Source organism: Muricoccus pecuniae, assembly GCF_014199205.1.
Taxonomy (GTDB): domain Bacteria; phylum Pseudomonadota; class Alphaproteobacteria; order Acetobacterales; family Acetobacteraceae; genus Roseomonas; species Roseomonas pecuniae.
Map to the genome: position 1 here is coordinate 85,168 of NZ_JACIJD010000008.1, position 20,349 is coordinate 105,516.

Here is a 20,349-nt window from a genome sequence, read left to right on the forward strand (position 1 = left end):
ACGCCGGCCCCGGAACGACGGCAAACAGCACGGAATCACATGGGGCTGCCCGGGGTGGCACGCTGGCCCATGCGTCGCCCCCAAGCCTCAAACGCGGCTCTCGGGCCGCGCCACGCGCAGCCGGGTCGGTCCGGCGCTGCTGCTCCCGGCCCCTGGCCGGGAGTAGCGCTCAGGCCGCCCGGGCGGCCCGCCGCGGCGCCGGGCGGTAGATGTCCCGAAGGGTGGAGATGAACTCCTCGCGCCCGATCACGTCCCGCAAGCTGGCTGAGAGGCGAGCATGGGTCTCCGGCACGGCCCCTTCCAGCATCGCGCGGGTGAGGTCGGGCGCGGAGCCGGCGCGGAAGTGCAGGCCGTCCACCCCGTCCTGCACCTTCTCGGCCATGCCGCCGATTCCGGAGACGAGCAGCGGCGTTCCCGCGCGCCGGGCCTCCTGGATGACCACGGGCGAGTTCTCCCACCAGACGGAGGGCATCACCACCCAGCCCACCGAGCCCATGAGGTCCAGCACGTCCGCGGCGTCGTAGCGGCCGGCGAAGGTGATCCGGTCCGTCGCCGCGGCGATGGGGCGCTCCAGCTGGGGGAAGAAGCGCAGCGCCTCGGCCTCCGTCGCACCGTAGATCGTCAGCCCGAGGCCGGCATCCTCGGCCAGCGCCGCCGCGAAGGCGGGGATGAGCACGTCGAGGCCCTTGAACTCCGTTGGCTGGCCGAAGAAGGCGAAGCGCCCGGACAGGCGCTCGCTGTCCCGCCGCCTGCGCGGGAGGGCGAGGAGGTCGTCCCCGAGATAGTTCTCCAGCACCGTCCCCGTATCGGGCGAGAGGCCCCAGGCGCGGTAGCGCTCGGCGATGAAGTGGCTGGGATAGAGGTGGTGGTCGAAGCGGCGGAGCCCGGCCATCATCAGCGCCTTGCGCAGCCGGAGCCGCTCAAGGGTCCCGTCCGGGAAGCAGGTGAGGCAGCGCTGCGCCGTCTCCTTCCTGCACAGCTCGCGGGAGCGGGTGCGGACCATCTGGCCGTGATGGCTGCAGATGGCCAGCATCTCGTGGAGGGTGACCACCATCCGCGCATCCGGCCGCGCCTCCGCCAGCTCGGCCACGAGGTCGAGCCCGACGCGCCAGTAGTGGTGGAAGTGATAGACCTCCGAGCCTAGCCCCGCGAGTAGGCGCACCAGGGCACGCCGCTCCTCCGGGTTGCGCCACCACAGGCGGTCCTCCTCCATGCCGCCCACGCCGTAGAGGTACTCGGCCTCCCCGTAGCGGGCCACCGCCTCCCCCCGGTCGGAGGGCGACTGGCCGCCCGGAAGCTCGACGGCGCTGACGAAGCGCGCGTCCCAGCCCTCCCCCGCCAGGGTCTGGAACTGGCGGTAGGCCGCCGTCTCCCCCCCGCCCTTCGAGAAGTCCGGATGCGCGTGGGCGATGATGCAGACGGAAGGGTTCCTCATCGCGCCACGCCCCTCACCGGCACCATTTCCCACAATTCGCGAAGATGCTCGGCCGCGACCTCCCCGAGCGCGTCGGACCGCCCGGCCGGTACCGTGAGCGCCCCCGCCTCCGCCCCGGCCATCAGGGCCACCACGCGGCGCAGCGTGCTCTCCATCCCGCCCGTCCCGGCCATCCCGTGCAGCGCGTCCAGCTCGGCCAGTCGGTCGGCGGGGAGCGCTCTCGCGGCCAGCCGCCCCGCATCCCCCTCGATCGCGGCGTCGATGAGCGCGGCCGTGTCGATCGCGGCGACCGGTCCCGGCCCGCGGGCGGCCGAGGCGAGGGCCTCCTCCGCATCGGCCTCGACCGACACCTCCACCCGGCCCCGGCGCATCAGCGCCGCCCCGGCCTTCCCGGCGGCGGCGCCGCTCAGCACGACGCGCCCGAAGCGAGCCTCGATCACCGGCGCGAGAAGGGTCAGGACGCGCCCGGCGAAGTCGTCATCGAGGTCGAAGAACAGGGCCGTCCCGCCGGGCTGGGAGGGAACGCCGGCGAGGGACAGGGCGGAGAGCCGGCCCCGCAGCGCCTCGCTCCGCTCGGCCAGCACCCCGCGCATCCAGCCCTGCAGCGCGGCCGCGTCGGGTCCCGCCGCCCCGCCGCCCGCGAGCGAGAGCGCGTCGAGGAAGTCGGGCAGCGCGGCCATCGCGGGTTCCGCGCGGAACCACCAGCCCTGCCCGCCGCGCCGGACCTGCACCACCAGCTCGACCGAGGCATCGGGCGGGACCTCCGCCCGGCCGGACAGGGCGAAGCCGCCGGAGAGCGGCGCGTGCCGTTCCTCAGGGAGCGGGCGCATCTCCTCCCTTCCCGGCCACCTCACGAGAAGGCAGGCGGCGGTCTGCACCCTCTCCCCGGCCTCGGGCTGGGAGAGGCGGCCGGAGACGGCCAGCTCGCCAGTCGGGAGCAGCACGGCCGAGACCCGCTGGAAATCCAGGAACCACTCCGCCCCGCCCGCCAGCCGCGGCAGGCGGTCGAGCCACCCGCCGAAGATGCCGAGCGAGCCTTCCTCGGCCGCAAGGGTCCGGAGGCGCTGTGGGGCCAGGGCCGAGGCGTGCAGGAGGTTGAAGTTCGCGCCCCATTCCCGGTTGTGGGTCGCCGCTCGCACGTCGGAGGGAAGGTCGTAGGCGAGGAGGTCGATCGCGACCTCCCTGGCCGTCTCCGCCGGGCCCGCGCCCAACACCAGCAACCGTCCGCGGCCGCGGGGCGGAAGGTCGTGGATCAGGCTGAAGCCCGCCACCGCCATTCCCTCGGGGCAGTCGATGTCCTGCCTGGGATGGAGGTCCAGCAGGAGGGTCTCGACCGGCCCTCCTGAGGCCTGCTCCACCCTGATCCGGAGCGCAGCGCCCGCGGGATAGCGTACCCAGCCGAAAAAGGCTCCCTGCCCGGGCGTCACCTCGCCCGCGCAGTCCAGCCCGGCCTGGAGCCCCTGTCCGAACTCGAAGTACATTCAGCCGCCGCTACTGTTCACTTGCATGTGATTAACACCCTTCGGGTGCCCGGGTGCAAGCGCGACGACGCACGCGGCGGTTGCGGTCTTGACCGCCCGCCCCCCGCCTCCGGTATCCTGGGCGCCTACCGGGAGCCTCCCCGGCCGGAATGCCCGGGACCGATCCCTGAACCGATGCGCTGCCTCGTTATCTCGCCGACGCCGACCCATCCCCAGGATGCCGGCAACCGACAGCGCATCCACGGCCTCGTCTCGGCCCTGCGCGGCTTCGGGCACCGCGTGGAATTCGCCTTCATCCGGCGCGAGGCCGTCGAGGAGGAGGCGATCGAGGCCATGCGCGCCGCCTGGGACGCGCTGCACCTCATCCCCTACGACCGGAGGGCGGAGCGGCCCGGCCTCGGCGAGACCTTCGCGCTGGACGACTGGTTCCCGCCCGAGGTGGAGGCCGCCGTCGCGGAGATCGCCGCCTCCGCCCCCTACGACCTCGTCCTCGTCGAGTACGTCTTCCTCAGCCGCGCGCTGGACCTCTTCCCCCCCGGCACGCTCCGGGTGCTCGACACGCACGACGTCTTCGCCGACCGCCATCGCCGGCTGCAGGCGCTCGGCCTGCCCGTCGGCTTCTTCCACACCACGCCCGAGGAGGAGGCGCGCGGCCTTGGCCGGGCCGACCTCGTCCTCGCCATCCAGGACGACGAGCGGCAGCTCTTCGAGGAGGTCACGGAGGCCCCGGTCGTGACCCTGGGCTTCATGCCGGAGGTGGCCCCGCTCGACCGCAGGGCCCGGGACGGGCTGCAGATCGGCTATCTCGGCAGCGGCAATCCCCTGAACGGCCACGCCCTCACGCGCTTCCTGGAGGCGGTGGAGCCGGAGAGCCTGGAGGCCACGGTGCAGGTGGCCGGCGGCGCCTCGCGCTACGCCGAACCCGCCCGACCCGGCCTCCTCCCGGTCGGGGCGGTGGAGCGGCCGGCCGACTTCCTCGCCGGGCTCGACCTCGTGGTGAACCCGCATGAGGGCGGCACGGGGCTGAAGATCAAGACCGTCGAGGCCCTCGCCCACGGGCTGCCAGTGATCGGCACGGCGGAGGCCTTCCTCGGCCTCGGCGCCCGCGCGCCCTTCCACGCCGCGGCCGATGCCGTGGCCACGGCGGGCTTCGTGCGCCGCTGGGCCCGCGATCCCGGGTTCCGCATCGAGGTCGCGCGGGAGAGCGCGGCCCTGGCGCGGCGCTATGCGCGCGAGGTGCGCCGGCAGATCGCCCCCTTCCGCTCCCGCGCGGCGCTCTCGGCCCTCGTCTCCCGGCCGCGCGCCCTGCTCGTCACCGACATCCCCTTCTGGCGCGAGAGCCTGGGGAACCAGGCCCGCATCGCCGCCATGCTGCGCGTCCTGCGCGGCGAGATGGACGTGGACACCCTGTTCCTCGGCCGGCTGGAGCCGGAGGACATCGGCAGGGCGTCCCGCGTCCTCGGCCGTCGCGGGCGGCTGCTCTCCTCCCCCGCCGACGCGGCCGGCCGCCGCGCCGGGCCCGTGCCGCCCCATGCGCGCCTCACCGGCTTCGAGCGCGGGCAGTTCGACGCCGGCCACTTCGCCGCGCTGGAGGCCGTGCTGGAGGAGCGCGGGCACCAGCTCCTCATCCTGGAATACATCCGCCTCTCCTATCTCCGGCACGCCCGCCCCACGCCGCCGCTGCGCGTGCTGGACACCCATGACGTGATGTCGCTGCGCACCCGCAACTTCGAGCATTTCGGCCGCGAGCACTTCATCCGGCTGAGCGTGCTGGAGGAGCTGGGCATCATGAGCGGCTTCGAGGCGGTCCTCGCCATCCAGGAATCCGAGCAGGCGCTGCTCGACGGCGCCCTTCCCGGCCGCTCCATCCTCCTGCCGCACACGGTGGCCGAGCTGCCGGCGCCCCGCATCGCGCGGAAGGTCCGGCGCATCGCCTTCATCGGGGGGGACAGCCCGATGAACCGGGACGGGCTGCGCTGGTTCATCGACCAGGTCTGGCCGGCCGTCTCCGATCTCGGGGCGGAGCTGCACGTGGCCGGGCGGGTCTGCGACGCGCTGGCCGGCTCCGCCGTGCCGGGGCTGATCCTCCACGGCGAGGTGGATGACACCGCCGATTTCCTCGACACCGCCGACATCGGCATTAACCCCGTCTTCTACGGCGGCGGGCTGAAGATCAAGACGGTGGAGTATCTCTGCCGCGGCCTGCCCTCGGTGCTGACGGAAGAGGGCGCCTTCGGCATGCATGGGGGCGAGGGATCGGCCTATCTCGTCGCGCGCTCCCGCGCGGAGTTCGTGGCCCATCTGCGCGGCCTCATCCGCGACCCGCAGCGCCGCCAGATCCTCGGCGAAGGCGCTTTCCGCTTCGGCCGCGCCCGCTATGCCCCGCCCGCGTCGCGCCCGGCCTGCCGCACCCTCGCCGCCCTCGCGCTCACCTTCCACGCCCCCTCCGTCACGCGGGAGGGCGAGGCCGGCGGGATGCCGGCCCTCCCCGCCCCGACCAGCCCCGAGGCGCGCGCGGCCTGAGCCGCGACGCCCAGGAGAACCTCTCCCCGATGCCGATTGAGACCCCGAGCGACGGACTGGACCTGCTCGCCATGCGCGAGGCCGAGACCGCCCTCACCGACGCCGCGGCCCGGCTGCGCGCGGAGGCGATCCTGGCACGCCTCGCCCCGTCGCTCGCCCCGCTGCCGCCTGCCCTGCGGCAGGCCATGGAGCAGCTGGTGCAGGAACTGGGAGCCGTTTCCGCCGCCGCCGAGGCGGCCCGGCAGGGCGCGATGGAGAACCGGCGGGACCGGGGGGACTGGCTCCAGATCGACCCGCTTCGGCACATCCCGGAGGACCGGTCCGCGCCGCCCCCGCCGCGTCCCGGGGCCGTTGAGATCCACGCGGCCGATCCTGGCTTCATCGGCTATGGCTGGCACTCTGCCGAGGGACATGGGCGGGAGAGTTGGCGCTGGAGTGGTCTCGCGCCCGCCGCCTCCGTCGTGCTGCCCGATCTCGGCTCCGGGCGGGTGGAGCTGGAGTTCGACCTGCAGTTGCCCTTCCGCCAGCCCTTGAACGAGGGGGCCGTCACCATCCTCGCCAATGGCGAGCCGCTGGAGCTCGCCATGGCCCTGCGCAACGGCCATCGCGGCAGCTTCTCCGCCATCTGGGAAGGGGCCGAGGCTCCCGGCGCGAGCCTCGGGCTGGTCCTGCTCGGGCCGCTGGTGACGGACCCCACGGGGCGCGACACGCGCAAGCTCGGCATCGGCTTCCGCAGCCTCTCCGCCCGGCCGGCGGGGCGGCGCCGGGGCTGAGCCGGCAAGGCCAGGGCGGCGGGGCTGCCCCCTAGCCCCGCGCGATCGCGACCTGGAAGTCGGTCGACAGCTCGTTGAAGCCCCAGAAATTGCGCAGCGAGGTCCGGAGCGCGTTGGGCGGGCGGCGGAAGCGCTCGCCATCGGGGCGCGTCACGGGGGTCAACGGCGCGAGGGCGCGGCGCCAGAAGTCCGTGTCTCCCCAGCTCTCGACGATGCTGAGATGCTGGCCCGGCACCGCATCCGCCCGGCGGTCCGGGATATCGAAGGGCGACTGGTGGAGGACGCGCGCCTCCTGCCCGAAGAAGCGGGCCTCCATCAGGGCGGAGGAGCTGACGCCCACCACCTGCCGGATCTCCTCCGAGGCCATCAGCGCGTAGATATTCTCATAGGTCACGTGCAGGGCGCGCAGCGGGAACCCCGCGGCGATCGCGCCGAAGTCGCTGTTCGCGTAGGGATGCGGCTTGAAGGTGATGCCGCCCTCCCCGACCGCCGCGCGCAGCTCCGGCGCGAAGTCCGAGAGGTCCACCACGCGCCCGTCGCGGACGAGCGAGCGATCGATCCGGGTCTGCCCCACCAGCAGCGTCTCGCCGGGCACCTGCAGACGCGGGCGGAACTTGAGGGCGGAGGCCGCGAGCAGCCCCGCCGGGCCGAGGAAGGCGCTGTCCTCCGCGTGGTCGGGCAGCAGGGCCTCGAAGACGGCGGCGTCGTTCGTCTGCACGGCGAAGAAGACGTCGTCGAGGAAGCGGATGGGGTGGATGCCGAAATCGACGAAGGGAATGCCCAGGAGGCTGAGGATCCGCTTCATCGATTCCGCCAGTTCGAAGCCGATGACGACGGAGCCGCCATAGGCCCGCTCCATCTCCGTCATCACCCCCTCCGGAGCGAAGCCGGCGTCGAAGATGCGGGCCCAGCCGCGCCAGCTCTTCTCGACTTCCCAGAACTCGTAAAGGCGCGGCGTATCGATGCCCCGGCCCCAAGCGACCACCTCGACCGGGAGGCGCGACGCCGCGGCGACCTGGCCGCGGACGAGGCGATGGAACCAGAGGATGTTCTCGGTCTGGGAGGGGCGGAAGCCCGCATCGGCGGGCCGCAGCACGTCCCCGGTGAAGACGATGCGGCCCGGGCGCGCCTCCGTGCCCGAGAGCGCTGCCCCTGAGAGCCCTGCTCCTGAGAGCTTCGACATGGGAGCTAGCCCGCCACCCCGGCCGCGACCGGCACATGCGGCTGGCCGCGGAGGAAGCCGAGGAAGGCATCGGCCGCACGCGCCAGCGCCGGCAGCCCGTGGCTCGCCTCGACATGGCGGCGCGCGCGGCGGCCCATAACCCGGCGCAGCCCTTCCTCGCGCAGCAGCAGCTCGACCGCGGGGCGGAGGGAGTCCGGCCCGACCATGAAGCCGTGCTGCCCCTCCACGAAGCCGCCATAGACCGTGTCGCGGTAGACGATCACGGGGAGCCCGCAGGCCATGGCCTCCACCACCGCGCGCGGCAGGCCGTCCATGCGGGAGGGATGCACCATGATCCGGGAGCGCCTGAGGAGGGAGATCACCTCGGGCTGCGGCAGGCGCCCGGCGAGTGTCAGCCGGGAGGGATCGGCCACCGCGGCCTTCACCTCCGGCCGCGGCACCCCGCCGCCGACGAGCACCACGCGCCAGGAATCCGTGAAGGGAACGACCTCCTCCTGGTTCTTCCGCTTCTCGTGCAGGCCGCCGACATTGATGATGTCGTGCAGCGGCTCCACCGGCCGCGGGGCCGGGCGCGTGGCGTCCAGGTCCACGTATTTCGGCATGACGAAGGCGCGCCCCTCCGCCGCGAAGCGGGGGAAGTGGCGGCGAAGCTGCTCGGGATACTCGCCGAAGACGAAATCGGCGGCGTCCAGCACGGGGTCGGTCACGCTGCCGCCGACGACGAAGCCGAAGCGCGGGGCGCCGCCGGGCATGTCCGCCAGCCCCTCGCGTAGGGCGGCGTTCACCCGGTAGCTCAGCCCCTTCATCAGGATTGCGTCCGGCGCGAAGTCCCTGACGGCCCCGACGAGCGCCGCCGAGACCTGCCGGTGCGGGATCTCGCCGGGATTGTCGGAGGGGGCGAAGGTGACGGGCACCTCCCCCTCCAGGTAGCTCTCGCGCTCCACCTCCGGCCCGGGATGGAGGCGGAAGACGGCGATCTCCGCCCCCGCCCGGGCGAGGAAGCGCATGAAGTGCATGTCGCGCATCGCGCCCGCCATGGACCGGTCCGCGTGGCTCATGAGGAGCGCGAGGCGCATGGTCAGGCAGCCGTCTCCGCTGCCAGGCCGCGGTAGCCCTTCAGGTTGCGCGCCCGCCAGGCATAGGCGGTGCCCACGATGTCGTCGAGCGAGCCGAGCTTTGGCTCCCAGCCCGTCTCCCGCCGCAGCTTCGCGTTGGAGGCGACGAGCACCGCCGGGTCGCCCGCGCGGCGCGGCCCGAGGCTGTAGGGAACCGGCTTGCCCGCCGCGCGCTCCACCGCCGCGATCACCTCCAGCACCGAGGCGCCCGTGCCGCTGCCAACATTGTAACGGCAGGAGGGGCCGTCCTTCAGCTTGTCGAGCACGCGCAGATGGGCGTCGGCGAGGTCGGTCACGTGGACGTAGTCGCGGATCGCGGTGCCATCGGGCGTGTCGTAATCCGTGCCGAAGACCGTCAGCGGCGGGCCGAGGCCGAGCACGGCGTTCACCGCGTTCGGGATGAGATGCGTCTCGGGGTCGTGGTCCTCGCCCAGCCGCCCGCCGGGATCGGCGCCGGCCGCGTTGAAGTAGCGCAGGCAGGCGGAGCGGAGCCCGTGCGCGCCGTCGGCCCATTCCAGCCCGCGCTCGGCCATCAGCTTCGAATCGCCATAGGCCGAGACAGGCTTCATCGCCTCCGTCTCGTCGATGGGGATGCGGTCGGGCAGGCCGAAGAGCGCCGCGGTGGAGGAGAGGACGAAGCGCATCACCCCCGCGCGCACCGCCGCCTCGGCCAGGCCGAGCGTGTTGCCCACGTTCTCCGTGATATAGCGCAGCGGCTCGCGCATGCTCTCGCCCACGAGGGAGAGGGCGGCGAAGTGGAGGATGCCGTCGAAGCGCCAGCCGGCCAGCACCTCCTCGACCGTCTTGCGGTTGCCCAGCTCCCCCACGACCAGCTCCGCGCCGGGGGGCACCGCGCCGCGATGGCCCTGGCGCAGGCTGTCCAGCACCACCACCTCATCGCCGCGCTCCAGCAGCGCGAGGACGATGTGGCTGCCCACATAACCCGCGCCGCCCGTCACCAGGTATCTTGCCATCCGTCATCCTCGGCCAGGTTCACGCCCGGCCGGCGCGACGGGGGCAGTATAGCCCATTTCCGCGCGCCGCCGAAGCCGGTCCCCGCATGACCGTCCACGCCCCCCGCGCGCAAGGGTTGTCCCGATCACCTGTCCGTTGGAAGAAGGCGCATGGCAAGGACCTTGCGGACGGCGCGCCTGCTCGTCCTCTTTCCAGGGGAGCGGTTCGGCGGGGCCGAGGCCCACACGCTGCGGGTCACCGATGCGGCGCGAGCCCTGGGGATGGAGGTCACCCTGGCCGCGTCAGGGGCGCTCCACCCCGCCCTGGCCGGCCCGGGCCGGGTGCTGCTGGACCTGCCGCTCGCCTGGCGCCGGGGCCTGCCCCACACGGCCCGCCGCGCCCAGGCCGAGGCGGCGCGCGCCGCCCTCGACGCCGCCTATCCCGATGTGGTCCTGCTCCCCCTGCCCTGGCCGGACCAGGCCGGGGGCGCGATGGAGGCGCTGGCGGAGCTGGGCACCCCCACCCTCGTCGTCTGCCATCTCGCGCCGCACGGCGAGGAGCGCCCGCTTGGGCTGGACGGGGAGGCCCTGCGCGCGGCCTCGGCCATGTGGGCGGACTGGGTGGCCGTCTCCGAGCCCACCGCCGCCCGCGTCTCGCGCTTCCTCGACCTGCCGCCCGGGCGGGTGGACACGATCCCGAACGGGGTGGATCCGCCCGTGCCAGGGGACCGAGCCGGCCGCCGGGCGGCGCTCCGCGCCCGGCTCGGCCTCGATGCCGATGCGCCCGTCGCCCTGTTCCTCGGCCGGCTGGACCGGGCGAAGGGCGCCGATCACCTGCCCCTCCTCGCCGAGGCCTTCGCCTGCCGCACCGGAGGCGTGATCGCCTGCGCCGGCACGGGCAGCCTGGGGGAGGAACTCGCCCGCGCCTCCCCGCCCGGCCATCCGCTCCGGCTGCTCGGCCAGCATCCCAGGCCGGCGGAGCTGCTGGCCGCCGTGGACGCGCTGGTCATGCCCTCCCGGCTGGAGGGAGCGCCGCTCGCCTTCCTGGAGGCCGCCACCCACGACCTCCCCGTCGCCGCGAGCCCCGCGGCGCTGGAGGCGCTCGGACCGGCGGCGGGGGATTTCGCGGCCATCGCCGATGCCGAGGATGTCGGTGCCATGGCCGATGCCCTGGCCGGCTGCCTGGACGCCCACGGCCCCGCGCCGGCGCGGGCGGCGCGGGCCTGGCGCATGGCCACGGCCTGGGACGCGACGGCCATGACCGCGCGCTACCTCGCCCGGTTGCGCCGCCTGACCCTTCCACCACTTCACGGAGTCGTGCGCGAGTGAGATAATGGGCCGCGCAGGCGGGGCGGCAAAAGGGGCGCGTGGACGGCATGGGCTGGCAATCGACGCCGGGCGGAGGCGCAGCGGCACCGGCGGGCGCAACAGCGCCGGCGGGCGCAGGGGCGCCCGAAGTGGCAGTGATCGTGCCGGCCTGGCAGCAGCCCGCGCTGCTGGCCGAGGCCGTCGAGTCCGTCCTCGCCAGCTGCGGCCGCCGGCGCGTCGCTGCCGTGGTGGTGGATGATGGCTGCCCGATGGAGGAGACGCGGCGGACGGGGCTGCGCCTCGCCCGTGCCCATCCCGGCAAGGTCCACTTGCTACGCCGCGCCAATGGCGGGCTCTCGGCCGCGCGCAACACGGGCATCGACTTCGCCCTCCGCGCCTGGCCGGGCTGCCGCTCCCTCTTCTTCCTCGATGCCGACAACCGCCTGGGCCCGCGGCTGATCGAGCGGGCGGCGGAGTTGCTGGAGGCGTCCGGGCCGGAGACGGGCTGGGTCTATCCCGATTTCGACTTCTTCGGCGTCCCGGAGAGCGCCTCCGCGGCCGGCGACTACTCCCGCTTCATGCACCTGCTGGAGAATACGAGCGACGCGGGCAGCCTCGTTTCCCGCGCCGTCTTCGAGGCCGGGCTGCGCTTCGACGAGACGATGCGGGACGGCTTCGAGGACTGGGATTTCTGGCTCCGCGCCGCCGCCGCGGGCTTCCGGGGCCGGCACCTTCCCATGGGCGGCTTCCGTTACCGCCGGCGCGCGGGCGGGATGCGACAGGAGGCCGAGCGGCAGAGGCCCGCCATCCTGGCCGGGATGCGCCGCCGCCTCGGGCCGGCGCTCCGCCCGCGCAACCTCCTGCGGCTGGAGGCGGGGGAGGTGCCGCGCTTCCTCCTGCTCCGCGCGGGATCCTCGGGGGCCGAGCTCGTGGTGGACCCCCTCCGCCCCGCCCTTCCCGCCCTTCCGCGCGAGGCCGCCCGTCGCCGGCTGGTGGAGGCGAGCCGCCATCCCCAGGCCGTCCATGCGCCGCCCTTCCTCCTCTTCGCCTCCGGCGCGGCGCTCGATGCCCTCGCGGCGGGGCGGCTGCTGCACAACACGCTCTGGCAGGCCGAGATCCTGCTGCGCGAGGCGGAGGTAGTGTCCGTCACCCTCGCCCCGTCCGAGGGGGGACGCCTCTCGGTCGAGCGCGGGGAGGGCACGCCGGGCGAGCAGGCGGCGCTCATCCTCTTCCGCAGCCAGCCCTTCGCCGAGGCGGCGGCGCTCGGCTCCGCCCTCGCCTCCGCGACGCGGCGGGGCGCCACCCTGCGGGTCACCCTTCCCCTGGAAGCCGGAACAGCCATCCCGCCCGCCCTGCCCGAGGCCGCCGCCGAGTTCGCGGCCCTGGCCGAAGCCTTCGCCACGCGCCATCCCGAGCACGGCGAGTGGCGCGGCGACTGGCGCCGCCCGCGGAGCCGGGCGCATCAGGGCTATGGCGAGCTGATCGGGGCCGGGGCGGTGCTGCCCTGGCTCGCACCGGAAAGGGGGCGCGACATCGCCCTCGCCGTCCCCGTCTTCGAGATGGGCGGGGTGGAGCGCGTGGTGACCAATCTCGCCGCGGTGCTGCGGGAGCGCGGCTGGCGCCCGCATCTCGTCGTCACCGGCGCCGATACCGCCACCCTGCCGCCCGACGCCCTCGCCGCCTTCGAGACCGTCCAATTCCCGCAGCGCGGGGGGATCGAGGGGAACGACCCCGAGGCCGCGCATCTCGGCGCGCCGCTTCCAGGCGCGACGTCCCTGCGCGACGCGCTCGGCCAGCTCGCGCCGATGGAGGCGGTGCTCGCCACGCATTCCCAGGGTGTGCACGCCCTGGCGGGGGTGTTGCGGGGCCTCGGCGTCCTCACCATCGCCGGGCTGCATGTGGTGGAGCGCGATTCCGCCGGAGCGCCCCTGGGCAATCCGCACGCACTCCTCGCCCACGAGGCGAGCTACGACGCCGTAGCCGTTGTTTCTGAAGGATTACGGGACTGGTGCATCGCCCAGGGCATCCCCGCCTCCAAGGTGCTTCTCGTCCCCAATGGCCCGGGTCACCCCGCCTTGCCCGGCGCGGCCGAGGCCGCGATGGAGGGCCGGATCGGGCGCGAGGGGCCGCTGCGCGCCCTCTTCCTCGGCCGGCTGGATCCTCAGAAGGGCCTCACCCGGCTGCGCGACATCGTTGCCCTGACGCCCGGGGTGGAGTGGCGAGCGGCCGGCCGCGCGGTGCTGGACCGCGCGCCCGAACCGATCCCGGGCCTGGCCGTCGAGCCGCCCGCCGAGGGCGCGGCGCTGGAAGCCCTGTTCGCCTGGGCGGACGTGCTCGTCCTTCCCTCCCTCTTCGAGGGCTCGCCGCTCACCATCCCCGAGGCGCAGCGGATGGGCTGCGTCCCCCTCGTCACCCGCACGGGCGCGGTCGCCGAGATGATCGCGGACGGGGTGGACGGATTCCTCATCCCCGCCCGGCCGAACGGGCGGGACGACCTCCGGGTAGCCTCCGACTTCGCCTCGCGCCTCGCCGCCCTCGCCGCCGACCGCCCGGCCCTGCTCGCCGCCGCCCGTGCCGCCCATGCCCGCGCCGCCGCCCTGCCCGGCTGGGCGGCGCGGATGGAGCCCCTCCTCGCCCGCCTGGACAAGGTTTCCGCCCCGTGACCCTGCGCGCCGATCCCGCCCATCTCGCCGCCCTCGCCGGCGGCCGCCCAGCTGTCCTCGTGGCTGAGGGGGTGATGGACCCCTCCCCGCTCGCCGTGCCGGGGCTGGAGGTCTGGAGCATCGCCGCCCGCGGCGGCGCGCTGCTGCTGCATCCCCAGGGCACGCGCGCGCCGGATCCCGAGACGGCGATCCCGCTGGCCACGCCGCCGATGGGGGGCCTCGCCCTCATCGCCAGTGACCGCGCGCGGATCGCGCCGGTCGCGCGCTGGTGGGTGGAGGCGGCCGGGCTGCCGGCGCCGCCCTTCGTGCCGGCCGCGACGGGACAGGCGGCGCTGCCCGGCCTGCTCGCGATCCTCGCCGCGGAGCTGGCGGCGGCCCAGGCACGGGAGAACGAGGCCTGCCGCGCGCTGGTGGCGGCCCGGCAGGAGATGGAGGAGACGCGGGAGGCCATGGCGGACACGGCCCGCCTCCTCGCCCACCGCCCGCCCGTCGCGCCGCGGCTCATCCTCTCGGGCGAGGCCGGGGCGGCGACCCTGCCCCATGGGCGCCACGCACTCGGCACGGGGCTCGCGGGGCTGGCCGCCATCGCCGTCCACCTCGCCGGGGCGGCGGAGGGCGACGGGCTGCTGCGCTTTCGCCTTATCGGCGGGGAGAGCGACCGCGTCCTCGGCGCCTGGTCCGTGCCCGCCGCCGAACTCGCCCCGGGCTGGCTCACCCTCGAGCTTCCCACGCCGCTCGGTCCCTTCCGCGAGACGGCGGTGCTGGAGGTGCTGGCCGAGGGTGAAGGCCTTCCGCCCCTCTCGGCCGAGCTTCGCTGGGCCGGGACGGAGGGGGAGCACCCCCTCGCGATCCGTGCCTGGGCCGGCGCCCCGGGCAGCCGCTACCTTGCCCCGGCGCACTGGGTGCCGGAGGAGGTCGGGCTCGGCCTGCCCGGCGCCGATGTCCCTCTCGCCCTGCCGGCCCCGGCCTGGGCCGCTGCACGGGTGATCGAGGGGGCGGTGAGCAGCATCGCCCTGGGCGACGAGCCGCCGCGCCCACTGTTGCGCGCGCCTGCCGGGGAGCGGGCGCTCCTGCTCCTGCCCCTTATCCACGCGCCGGGCTTCGACCGCCTGCGGATCGCCTTCGCGAACGGAACGGGTGCCGGGGCCTCAGTTGCCACTTGGCTCCGCCCCGCCGATCCAGCGCCCGCCGGAGCGGCGGATCTCGACGGGCCGGCCGCCGGGGCCGCGGAGAGCGGATGGCGTGCCCTGCCGGAAGAGGGGCTGGAGCTCACCCTGCCCCTCTCCGCCCTGCTGGGTGGCCGCGCGGCCCTCGCGATCGCCCTGCGGGCGGGAGAGGCGGAAGCCTCCGTCGAGGTCGAGGGCGTGGCCCTCTCGGCCCAGCGCACGGGGGCACTCCCCGCGCCACAGCGCCCGGCCGCCGCGCCGGAGGAGGCCAGGGAGACGCTCCTCGGCACGCCCCCGCAGCCCGCGGAGGTGCCCGTCGCCGCGGTGCCCGACGAGGAGGCGGAAGCGGCCGCCGTGAAGCCTCCGGAGGCCTCGCCCCTCCCCGAGGAAGGGGTGGAGGAGGCCGGGGAGCCGGCCGGGCCCAGTGAAGTACCGGCAGCCGGCCCGGATGAGGACGTTGCCGCGGCGCCCGAGGCCGCGCCTTCCCCTATCGTCACCTCGCCCGCCCCTGCGCCGGCGACGCCCCCCCCATCATCGCCCGGCCTGGAGGAGTACCGGCCGATCGTGCTCCCCTTGCCCGTCCCGGTGGAGATGCCGGCGGGGCCCGCGCCCTCGGCGGAGCAGCCCGCGCCGCTGGCCGCCCTGCCCCGCCCGGTGGCGCCCGCGGTCCGCACGGGTCCGATCAACCCCCTGCCCGGGCGAGCCCCCGCGCGCTTCGAGGCCGTCCGGCTCCATCAGCACATGCCCGGCGACTCCTATCGCCATCTCGACATGACGGTGGCCAGCCTCGCCAGCGGCCCGATGCGCTGGGCCGCCGTGAGGGTGAAGCTCGTGAGCAAGGACGGCGAGCCGCGGCTCGAATTCCGCCGCGCGACCGGCTGGCCGCAGGTCTTCCGCGACTGGCTCGGCCGGTCGAGCGACAAGTTCGGGCCCTTCCTCCGGATCGCCCTGCCGGAGCTGCGCGACTTCCTCGAATCCATCACGGACGAGCGCGACGCCGCGATGATGCAGGCGCTCTTCGCCGTGCTGCCGCGCGCCGCCGAGGATGCCTGCCGCCAGGCCGGCCTCTCCGTCGCCGACACGGCGGCATGGGTGGAGCGCGCGCGGGAGTTGCAGGAGACCGGAATCCGCGCCGCCGCATGAGGCGGCGCGGGCGGGAGGCTCAGACCCGCTCGATCACCATGGCGATGCCCTGGCCGACGCCGATGCACATGGTGCAGAGGGCATAGCGCCCCCCGCGCCGGTGCAGCTCGTGGACGGCGGTCTGGACCAGCCGCGCGCCGCTCATCCCGAGGGGATGGCCGAGCGCGATGGCGCCGCCATTGGGGTTCACGTGCTCGGCATCATCGGGCAGGCCGAGGTCGCGCGTGACGGCGAGCGCCTGGGCGGCGAAGGCCTCGTTCAGCTCGATCACGTCCATGTCCGAGAGCTTCAGCCCCGCCCGCTCCAGCACCTTGCGCGTGGCGGGGGCGGGACCGAAGCCCATGATCCGCGGGGGGACGCCGGCGGTTGCGGTGGCGACCACGCGCGCCCGCGGGGTAAGCCCGTGGCGCGCGGCGGCCGCCTCGTCGGCGACGATGATGGCGCAGGCGCCGTCATTCACGCCCGAGGCGTTCCCCGCCGTCACGCTCCCGCCCTCCTTGCGGAACGGGGTGGGCAGCTTCGCCAGCGCCTCGGCCGTGGTGTCGGGGCGGAGGTGCTCGTCCTGCGAGAAGACCACCGGGTCGCCCTTGCGGCGGGGGATGGTGACGGGGACGATCTCCTCGGCGAAGCGCCCGGCCTTCTGGGCGGCACCGGCGCGCTGCTGGCTGCGGAGGGCGAAGGCATCCTGGTCCGCGCGGCTCACCCCGAAGTCCTGCGCCACATTCTCCGCCGTCTCGGGCATGGAATCAACGCCATGGCCCTTCTTCATCAGCGGGTTCACGAAGCGCCAGCCGATGGTGGTGTCGTAGATCTCGGCCACGCGGCCGAAGGCCTCGGCGCTCTTGCCCTGCACGAAAGGCGCGCGCGTCATGCTCTCCACGCCGCCGGCCAGCATGAAGGAGGCCTCGCCCGCCTTGATGGCCCGCGCCGCGATGCCGACCGCATCCATGCCCGAGCCGCAGAGGCGGTTCACCGTGCTGCCGCCCACCGTCTCGGGCAGGCCGGCCAGGAGAAGCGCCATGCGCGCGACGTTGCGGTTGTCCTCGCCCGCCTGGTTGGCGCAGCCGAAGACCACGTCGTCCAGTGCGGCCCAGTCCACGCCGGGGTTGCGGGCCATCAGCGCCTTGAGCGGCACCGCGCCCAGGTCGTCCGCCCGCACGGCGGAGAGCCCGCCGGCATAGCGGCCGATCGCGGTTCGGGCAGCGTCGCAGATAAGGGCCTCGGCCATGGCGTCCTCCGGTTCCGTCCTGCCATCGCAGGAAGCCCATCCGGCAGCCGGCGGCAAGGGGCCGGCGGGCGACTATCCCGGCCGGCGCAGCGCCATCAGGGCAAGAAGCGAGATCAGCCCGACGCCCGCATAGAGCCAGAGCGCCCCCAGCCCCACCCGCTCCAGCGCGAGGCCGAAAGCGAGCGGCGCCAGGGCCTGCAGCAGCCGCATGGGAGCGAGCAGGATCCCCTGCCGGGCGCCGTAGCCCTGGGCGCCGAACAGCGCGAGGGGCAGTGTCCCCCGCACGATGGTCAGCATGCCGTTCCCCGCGCCGTGGATGACGGCGAAGGCGGCCGGTGCCAGCGCGCCGCCGCTCCCCAGCCCCAGCGCCGCGGCGGCCAGCGGGTGGGCCGCGGTGGCGAGCCGCGCCGAGACGAGGGGCGGGACGCGCCGCAGCAGGGAGGCGTCAAGCACGCGGGAGAGCACCTGCATGGGCCCGACGAGGCTCGCAGCGACCAGCGCCGCCTCGGGCGCCACCCCGGCGCGCGCCAGCACGCCCGGCAGGTGCGCGGCCATCGCCGCGATGTTGAATCCCGTGCCGGTGAGGGCAAGGGCGAGCAGGGCCAGCTGCCCCCAGCCCGCGGCCCCCTCCGGATCCTCGGCACTGGCGGGGCCCGGGACAGGCGGCGGTGCCGGCGGGATGAGCAGCAGGTGCAGCGGCAGGGCCAGGCCGAGATGAAGGACCGCCCAGGCGAGGCAGGCGCCCCGCCAGCCGAAGGAGGTTTCGAGCCAGGCCGTGAGCGGCCAGCCGATGGTGCTGGCGAAGCCCGCCATCACCGTGATCCCCGTGATCGCGCCGCGCGCCTCCCGGCCATAGAGGCCGGCCACGGTCGCGAAGGCGGAGTCGTAGAGGCCGAGCGCCATGCCGAGCCCGAGCATCCCCCAGCCGAGGAACAGGACGGACACCCAGCCAGCAGGCGCGGCGAACAGCAGCAGGAGCCCCGATGCGAAAGCGAGGTTGGAGGCGGCGAGCACGCCGCGGCCGCCCTTGCGGTCGATCAGCCTCCCCACCCACGGGCCGAGCACCGCGGTCAGCAGCAGGGAGGCGGAGAAGGCAGCGAAGATGGCACTTGCGGGCAGTGAGAAATCGGCCGCCATCGGAGCTGCGAGGATGGCGGGCAGGTAATAGGAAGAGGCCCAGGCGATCGTCTGGGCGACTCCCAGCGCCCCTACGATCCGTCGGCGTCCTGGCTTCGGCGGATCGCGCCGCCCTGCATCTGGCTCTTGCACGCGCCGATGAAGCGGGATGCCGAGCCTCTCCGCAAGGGCCCGGCCCTCACTCCATAGCGGGCCGGGATGGGATGCAGGGGCCGGTGGCGACAAGCGCCGCGCCGGCCGGTACCGGGCCAAGCTGCGCGATCTCCACCTCGTGCAGTCGCAGCGCGCTGAGCAACCGGTCCACCGCGTAGTCCGGCGGGCGGGGCGCCCCGTGGGCAGACTTCGCGGAGGGCGTCGAGATTACCGGGACTTGCTGGCCGGTGACGGGCGGGCGCCGAGCGCCGCTCAGGGCAGGAAGCTCAGGCCTGAGGCGCGCTTCCACCACGCGGCGCGCCACGGCGGAAGCCGAGCCCCCGCCGGCCCCGGCCAGTACCCGCAGCGCCATGTCCAGCGCTGCTTCCCGCGCGATGAGCCAGGCCCGGACTTCAGCGATCTCGTCGAAGCCGACCGCTTCCGGCAGGCGCAGGGCCAGCGCCGGGAGGCTCCGGTGGCGCGGGCCGCCGGCCAGCAGCCCCGTCACGCGCCGCGCGCGCACGGCGCCGAAGCCCGGTGTCCCGTGACGTGCGACACCGAGCAGGAGAAAGGGCGTCTCGCTTACCATTCCGGCGATCCTGCGCCGCCGAGGTCAAGTCGCGGTTAACACCGATGCCGAAAACGAGAGGGCCGCCGGCCTTCCACGAACCCGTCATACGACTGTAGTCTCACTGCAACATGGGGAGAATAACCCCGGCGCCATCGACCTCAGGGAAGGAATCAGTATGCGGCGTCGCCACCTCGCCGCCGGCGCACTCGCGCTGGCAACGCTCGTCTCCGTGCCCCTCGCCGTCCGCGCCCAGCAGCCGGTCGAGCTTCAATTCTGGCACGGGCTGAACCAGCCGCTCGGGGGGATGCTCGAACAGCTCGCCACCGACTTCAACGCGACGCAGTCCACCTACAAGGTGGTGCCGAGCTTCCGCGGCAGCTATGCCGAGACGGTCGTGGCCGCCATCGCCGCCTTCCGGTCCAGCACCGCGCCGCACATCGTGCAGATGTTCGAGGTCGGCACGGGCACGATGATGTCCGCGGGCCGGGCGGTGAAGCCGCTCCACGAGATCCTGGCCGAGACCGGCGTGGCCATCGACCCCCGCGACTTCATCGGCCCCGTCGCCGGCTACTACGCCGCGGCGGACGGGCGCATGATGGCCATGCCCTTCAACAGCAGCACGGCCATTGCCTACTACAACAAGGACATGTTCCAGCGCGCCGGGCTGGACCCCAATGCCTTCCCCGCCACCTGGCAGGGCGTGGAGGATGCCGCCCGCAAGCTCAAGGCGGCCGGAATCGCATGCCCCATGACGACCTCCTGGCCGTCCTGGATCATGGTGGAGCAGCTCCTGGCCATCCACGACGTCCCGCTGGCCAGCCGCAGCAACGGCTTCGAGGGGCTCAACACCGAGCTGAACCTCGCCAACCCCGTCCTCACGCGGCACCTCACGAATCTCGTCAACTGGCAGAAGGACGGGCTGTTCCGCTACGGCGGGCGCGACACCGCGGCCGAGGCGCTCTTTCCCACGGGCGAGTGCGCCATCTCCTTCATGTCCTCCGGGTCCCGCGCGCGCGTGACCCGCGAGGCGCGCTTCAACTGGGGCGTCGCCATGCTGCCCTACTACCAGGGCGCGGAGGGCGCGCCGCGCAACTCCATCATCGGCGGCGCGGCCCTCTGGACCATGAACCGCGGGCCGAACGCCCAGCGCAGCCCGCAGGAGTTGCGCGGCGTGGCGGAGTTCTTCCGCTACATCTCCAGCCCCGCCGTGATGGCCAAGTGGCACCAGGACACCGGCTACGTCCCCGTCACCCGCTCGGCCTATGAGGTGACGAAGGCGGCGGGCTACTACCAGCAGAACGCCGGGGCTGACGTGCCGATCGAGCAGATGCTGCGCGGCGGCGATCCCACCGCGAACAGCCGCGGCATCCGCCTCGGCGGCTTCATCGAGATCCGCAACATCATCCAGGAAGAGATGGAGCGGGCCTTCCAGGGAGGGGCGACGCCCGAGGCCGCCCTCGCCAACGCCAACACGCGCGGCAACCAGGTGCTGCGTAACTTCGAGCGCACCAACCGCAACAACTGACCGCCCTGCGCCG

At 74.3% G+C, this 20,349-nt stretch carries 14 protein-coding genes; 6 read left to right on the forward strand and 8 right to left on the reverse strand.

Going from position 1 to position 20,349, the window contains the following annotated elements; all coding sequences use genetic code 11:
• Positions 1 to 169: 169 nt before the first annotated feature.
• Both FHS87_RS10175 and FHS87_RS10180 read right to left on the reverse strand, forming a co-directional pair.
• On the reverse strand, positions 170 to 1,435 hold the full coding sequence (locus tag FHS87_RS10175; protein WP_184517272.1) for a glycosyltransferase: 1,266 nt from the start codon (positions 1,433 to 1,435) through the stop codon (positions 170 to 172).
• Complete coding sequence (locus FHS87_RS10180) at positions 1,432 to 2,916, reverse strand: hypothetical protein (RefSeq protein ID WP_184517275.1); 1,485 nt, start codon at positions 2,914 to 2,916, stop codon at positions 1,432 to 1,434. Before FHS87_RS10180 ends, FHS87_RS10175 begins: the two co-directional genes overlap by 4 nt.
• 174 nt (positions 2,917 to 3,090) lie before the next feature.
• Here FHS87_RS10180 and FHS87_RS10185 point away from each other — a divergent pair, with 174 nt between their 5' ends.
• Positions 3,091 to 5,439 (forward strand): glycosyltransferase, encoded by a 2,349-nt coding sequence (locus tag FHS87_RS10185; protein WP_184517278.1) that lies wholly within the window; start codon positions 3,091 to 3,093, stop codon positions 5,437 to 5,439.
• A gap of 29 nt (positions 5,440 to 5,468) precedes the next feature.
• On the forward strand, positions 5,469 to 6,212 hold the full coding sequence (locus FHS87_RS10190) for a hypothetical protein (protein WP_184517281.1): 744 nt from the start codon (positions 5,469 to 5,471) through the stop codon (positions 6,210 to 6,212).
• A gap of 31 nt (positions 6,213 to 6,243) precedes the next feature.
• On the opposite strand, the gene FHS87_RS10195 is transcribed toward FHS87_RS10190, so the two are convergent.
• The 3 genes from FHS87_RS10195 to galE are packed head-to-tail and all read right to left on the reverse strand — an operon-like array spanning position 6,244 to position 9,484.
• On the reverse strand, positions 6,244 to 7,395 hold the full coding sequence (locus FHS87_RS10195) for a hypothetical protein (RefSeq protein ID WP_184517283.1): 1,152 nt from the start codon (positions 7,393 to 7,395) through the stop codon (positions 6,244 to 6,246).
• Between the two features lie 5 nt (positions 7,396 to 7,400).
• On the reverse strand, positions 7,401 to 8,471 hold the full coding sequence (locus FHS87_RS10200; RefSeq protein WP_184517286.1) for a glycosyltransferase family 4 protein: 1,071 nt from the start codon (positions 8,469 to 8,471) through the stop codon (positions 7,401 to 7,403).
• A gap of 2 nt (positions 8,472 to 8,473) precedes the next feature.
• Complete coding sequence (galE, locus tag FHS87_RS10205) at positions 8,474 to 9,484, reverse strand: UDP-glucose 4-epimerase GalE (RefSeq protein WP_184517312.1); 1,011 nt, start codon at positions 9,482 to 9,484, stop codon at positions 8,474 to 8,476.
• Between the two features lie 150 nt (positions 9,485 to 9,634).
• On the opposite strand from galE, the gene FHS87_RS10210 reads away from it, so the two are divergent.
• The 3 genes from FHS87_RS10210 to FHS87_RS10220 all read left to right on the forward strand — a co-directional run bounded on the left by FHS87_RS10210 (position 9,635) and on the right by FHS87_RS10220 (position 15,743).
• Positions 9,635 to 10,792, forward strand: a complete 1,158-nt coding sequence (locus tag FHS87_RS10210) for a glycosyltransferase family 4 protein (RefSeq protein WP_184517315.1) — start codon at positions 9,635 to 9,637, stop codon at positions 10,790 to 10,792.
• A 128-nt stretch (positions 10,793 to 10,920) separates the two neighbouring features.
• A complete protein-coding gene (locus tag FHS87_RS10215; protein ID WP_184517318.1) occupies positions 10,921 to 13,434 on the forward strand; it encodes a glycosyltransferase in 2,514 nt (837 codons plus the stop codon).
• On the forward strand, positions 13,431 to 15,743 hold the full coding sequence (locus tag FHS87_RS10220) for a DUF6212 domain-containing protein (RefSeq protein WP_184517321.1): 2,313 nt from the start codon (positions 13,431 to 13,433) through the stop codon (positions 15,741 to 15,743). Before FHS87_RS10215 ends, FHS87_RS10220 begins: the two co-directional genes overlap by 4 nt.
• 19 nt (positions 15,744 to 15,762) lie before the next feature.
• Here the strand turns inward: FHS87_RS10220 and pcaF are convergent, their stop codons facing one another.
• From pcaF to FHS87_RS10235, 3 genes are all read right to left on the reverse strand, one after another.
• The gene (gene pcaF, locus FHS87_RS10225; RefSeq protein WP_184517324.1) at positions 15,763 to 16,971 is read right to left on the reverse strand and encodes a 3-oxoadipyl-CoA thiolase; all 1,209 of its coding nucleotides are present in this window, start codon (positions 16,969 to 16,971) and stop codon (positions 15,763 to 15,765) included.
• Between the two features lie 72 nt (positions 16,972 to 17,043).
• Positions 17,044 to 18,240, reverse strand: coding sequence for an MFS transporter (locus tag FHS87_RS10230; protein ID WP_184517327.1), 1,197 nt, complete (start codon positions 18,238 to 18,240; stop codon positions 17,044 to 17,046).
• Between the two features lie 46 nt (positions 18,241 to 18,286).
• Entirely contained in the window at positions 18,287 to 18,829 is a 543-nt protein-coding gene (locus tag FHS87_RS10235) for a hypothetical protein (RefSeq protein WP_184517330.1), read from the reverse strand.
• A 157-nt stretch (positions 18,830 to 18,986) separates the two neighbouring features.
• Between FHS87_RS10235 and ugpB the strand changes: the two genes are divergently transcribed.
• Positions 18,987 to 20,336, forward strand: a complete 1,350-nt coding sequence (gene ugpB / locus FHS87_RS10240; RefSeq protein ID WP_184517333.1) for a sn-glycerol-3-phosphate ABC transporter substrate-binding protein UgpB — start codon at positions 18,987 to 18,989, stop codon at positions 20,334 to 20,336.
• Positions 20,337 to 20,349 lie beyond the last annotated feature (13 nt).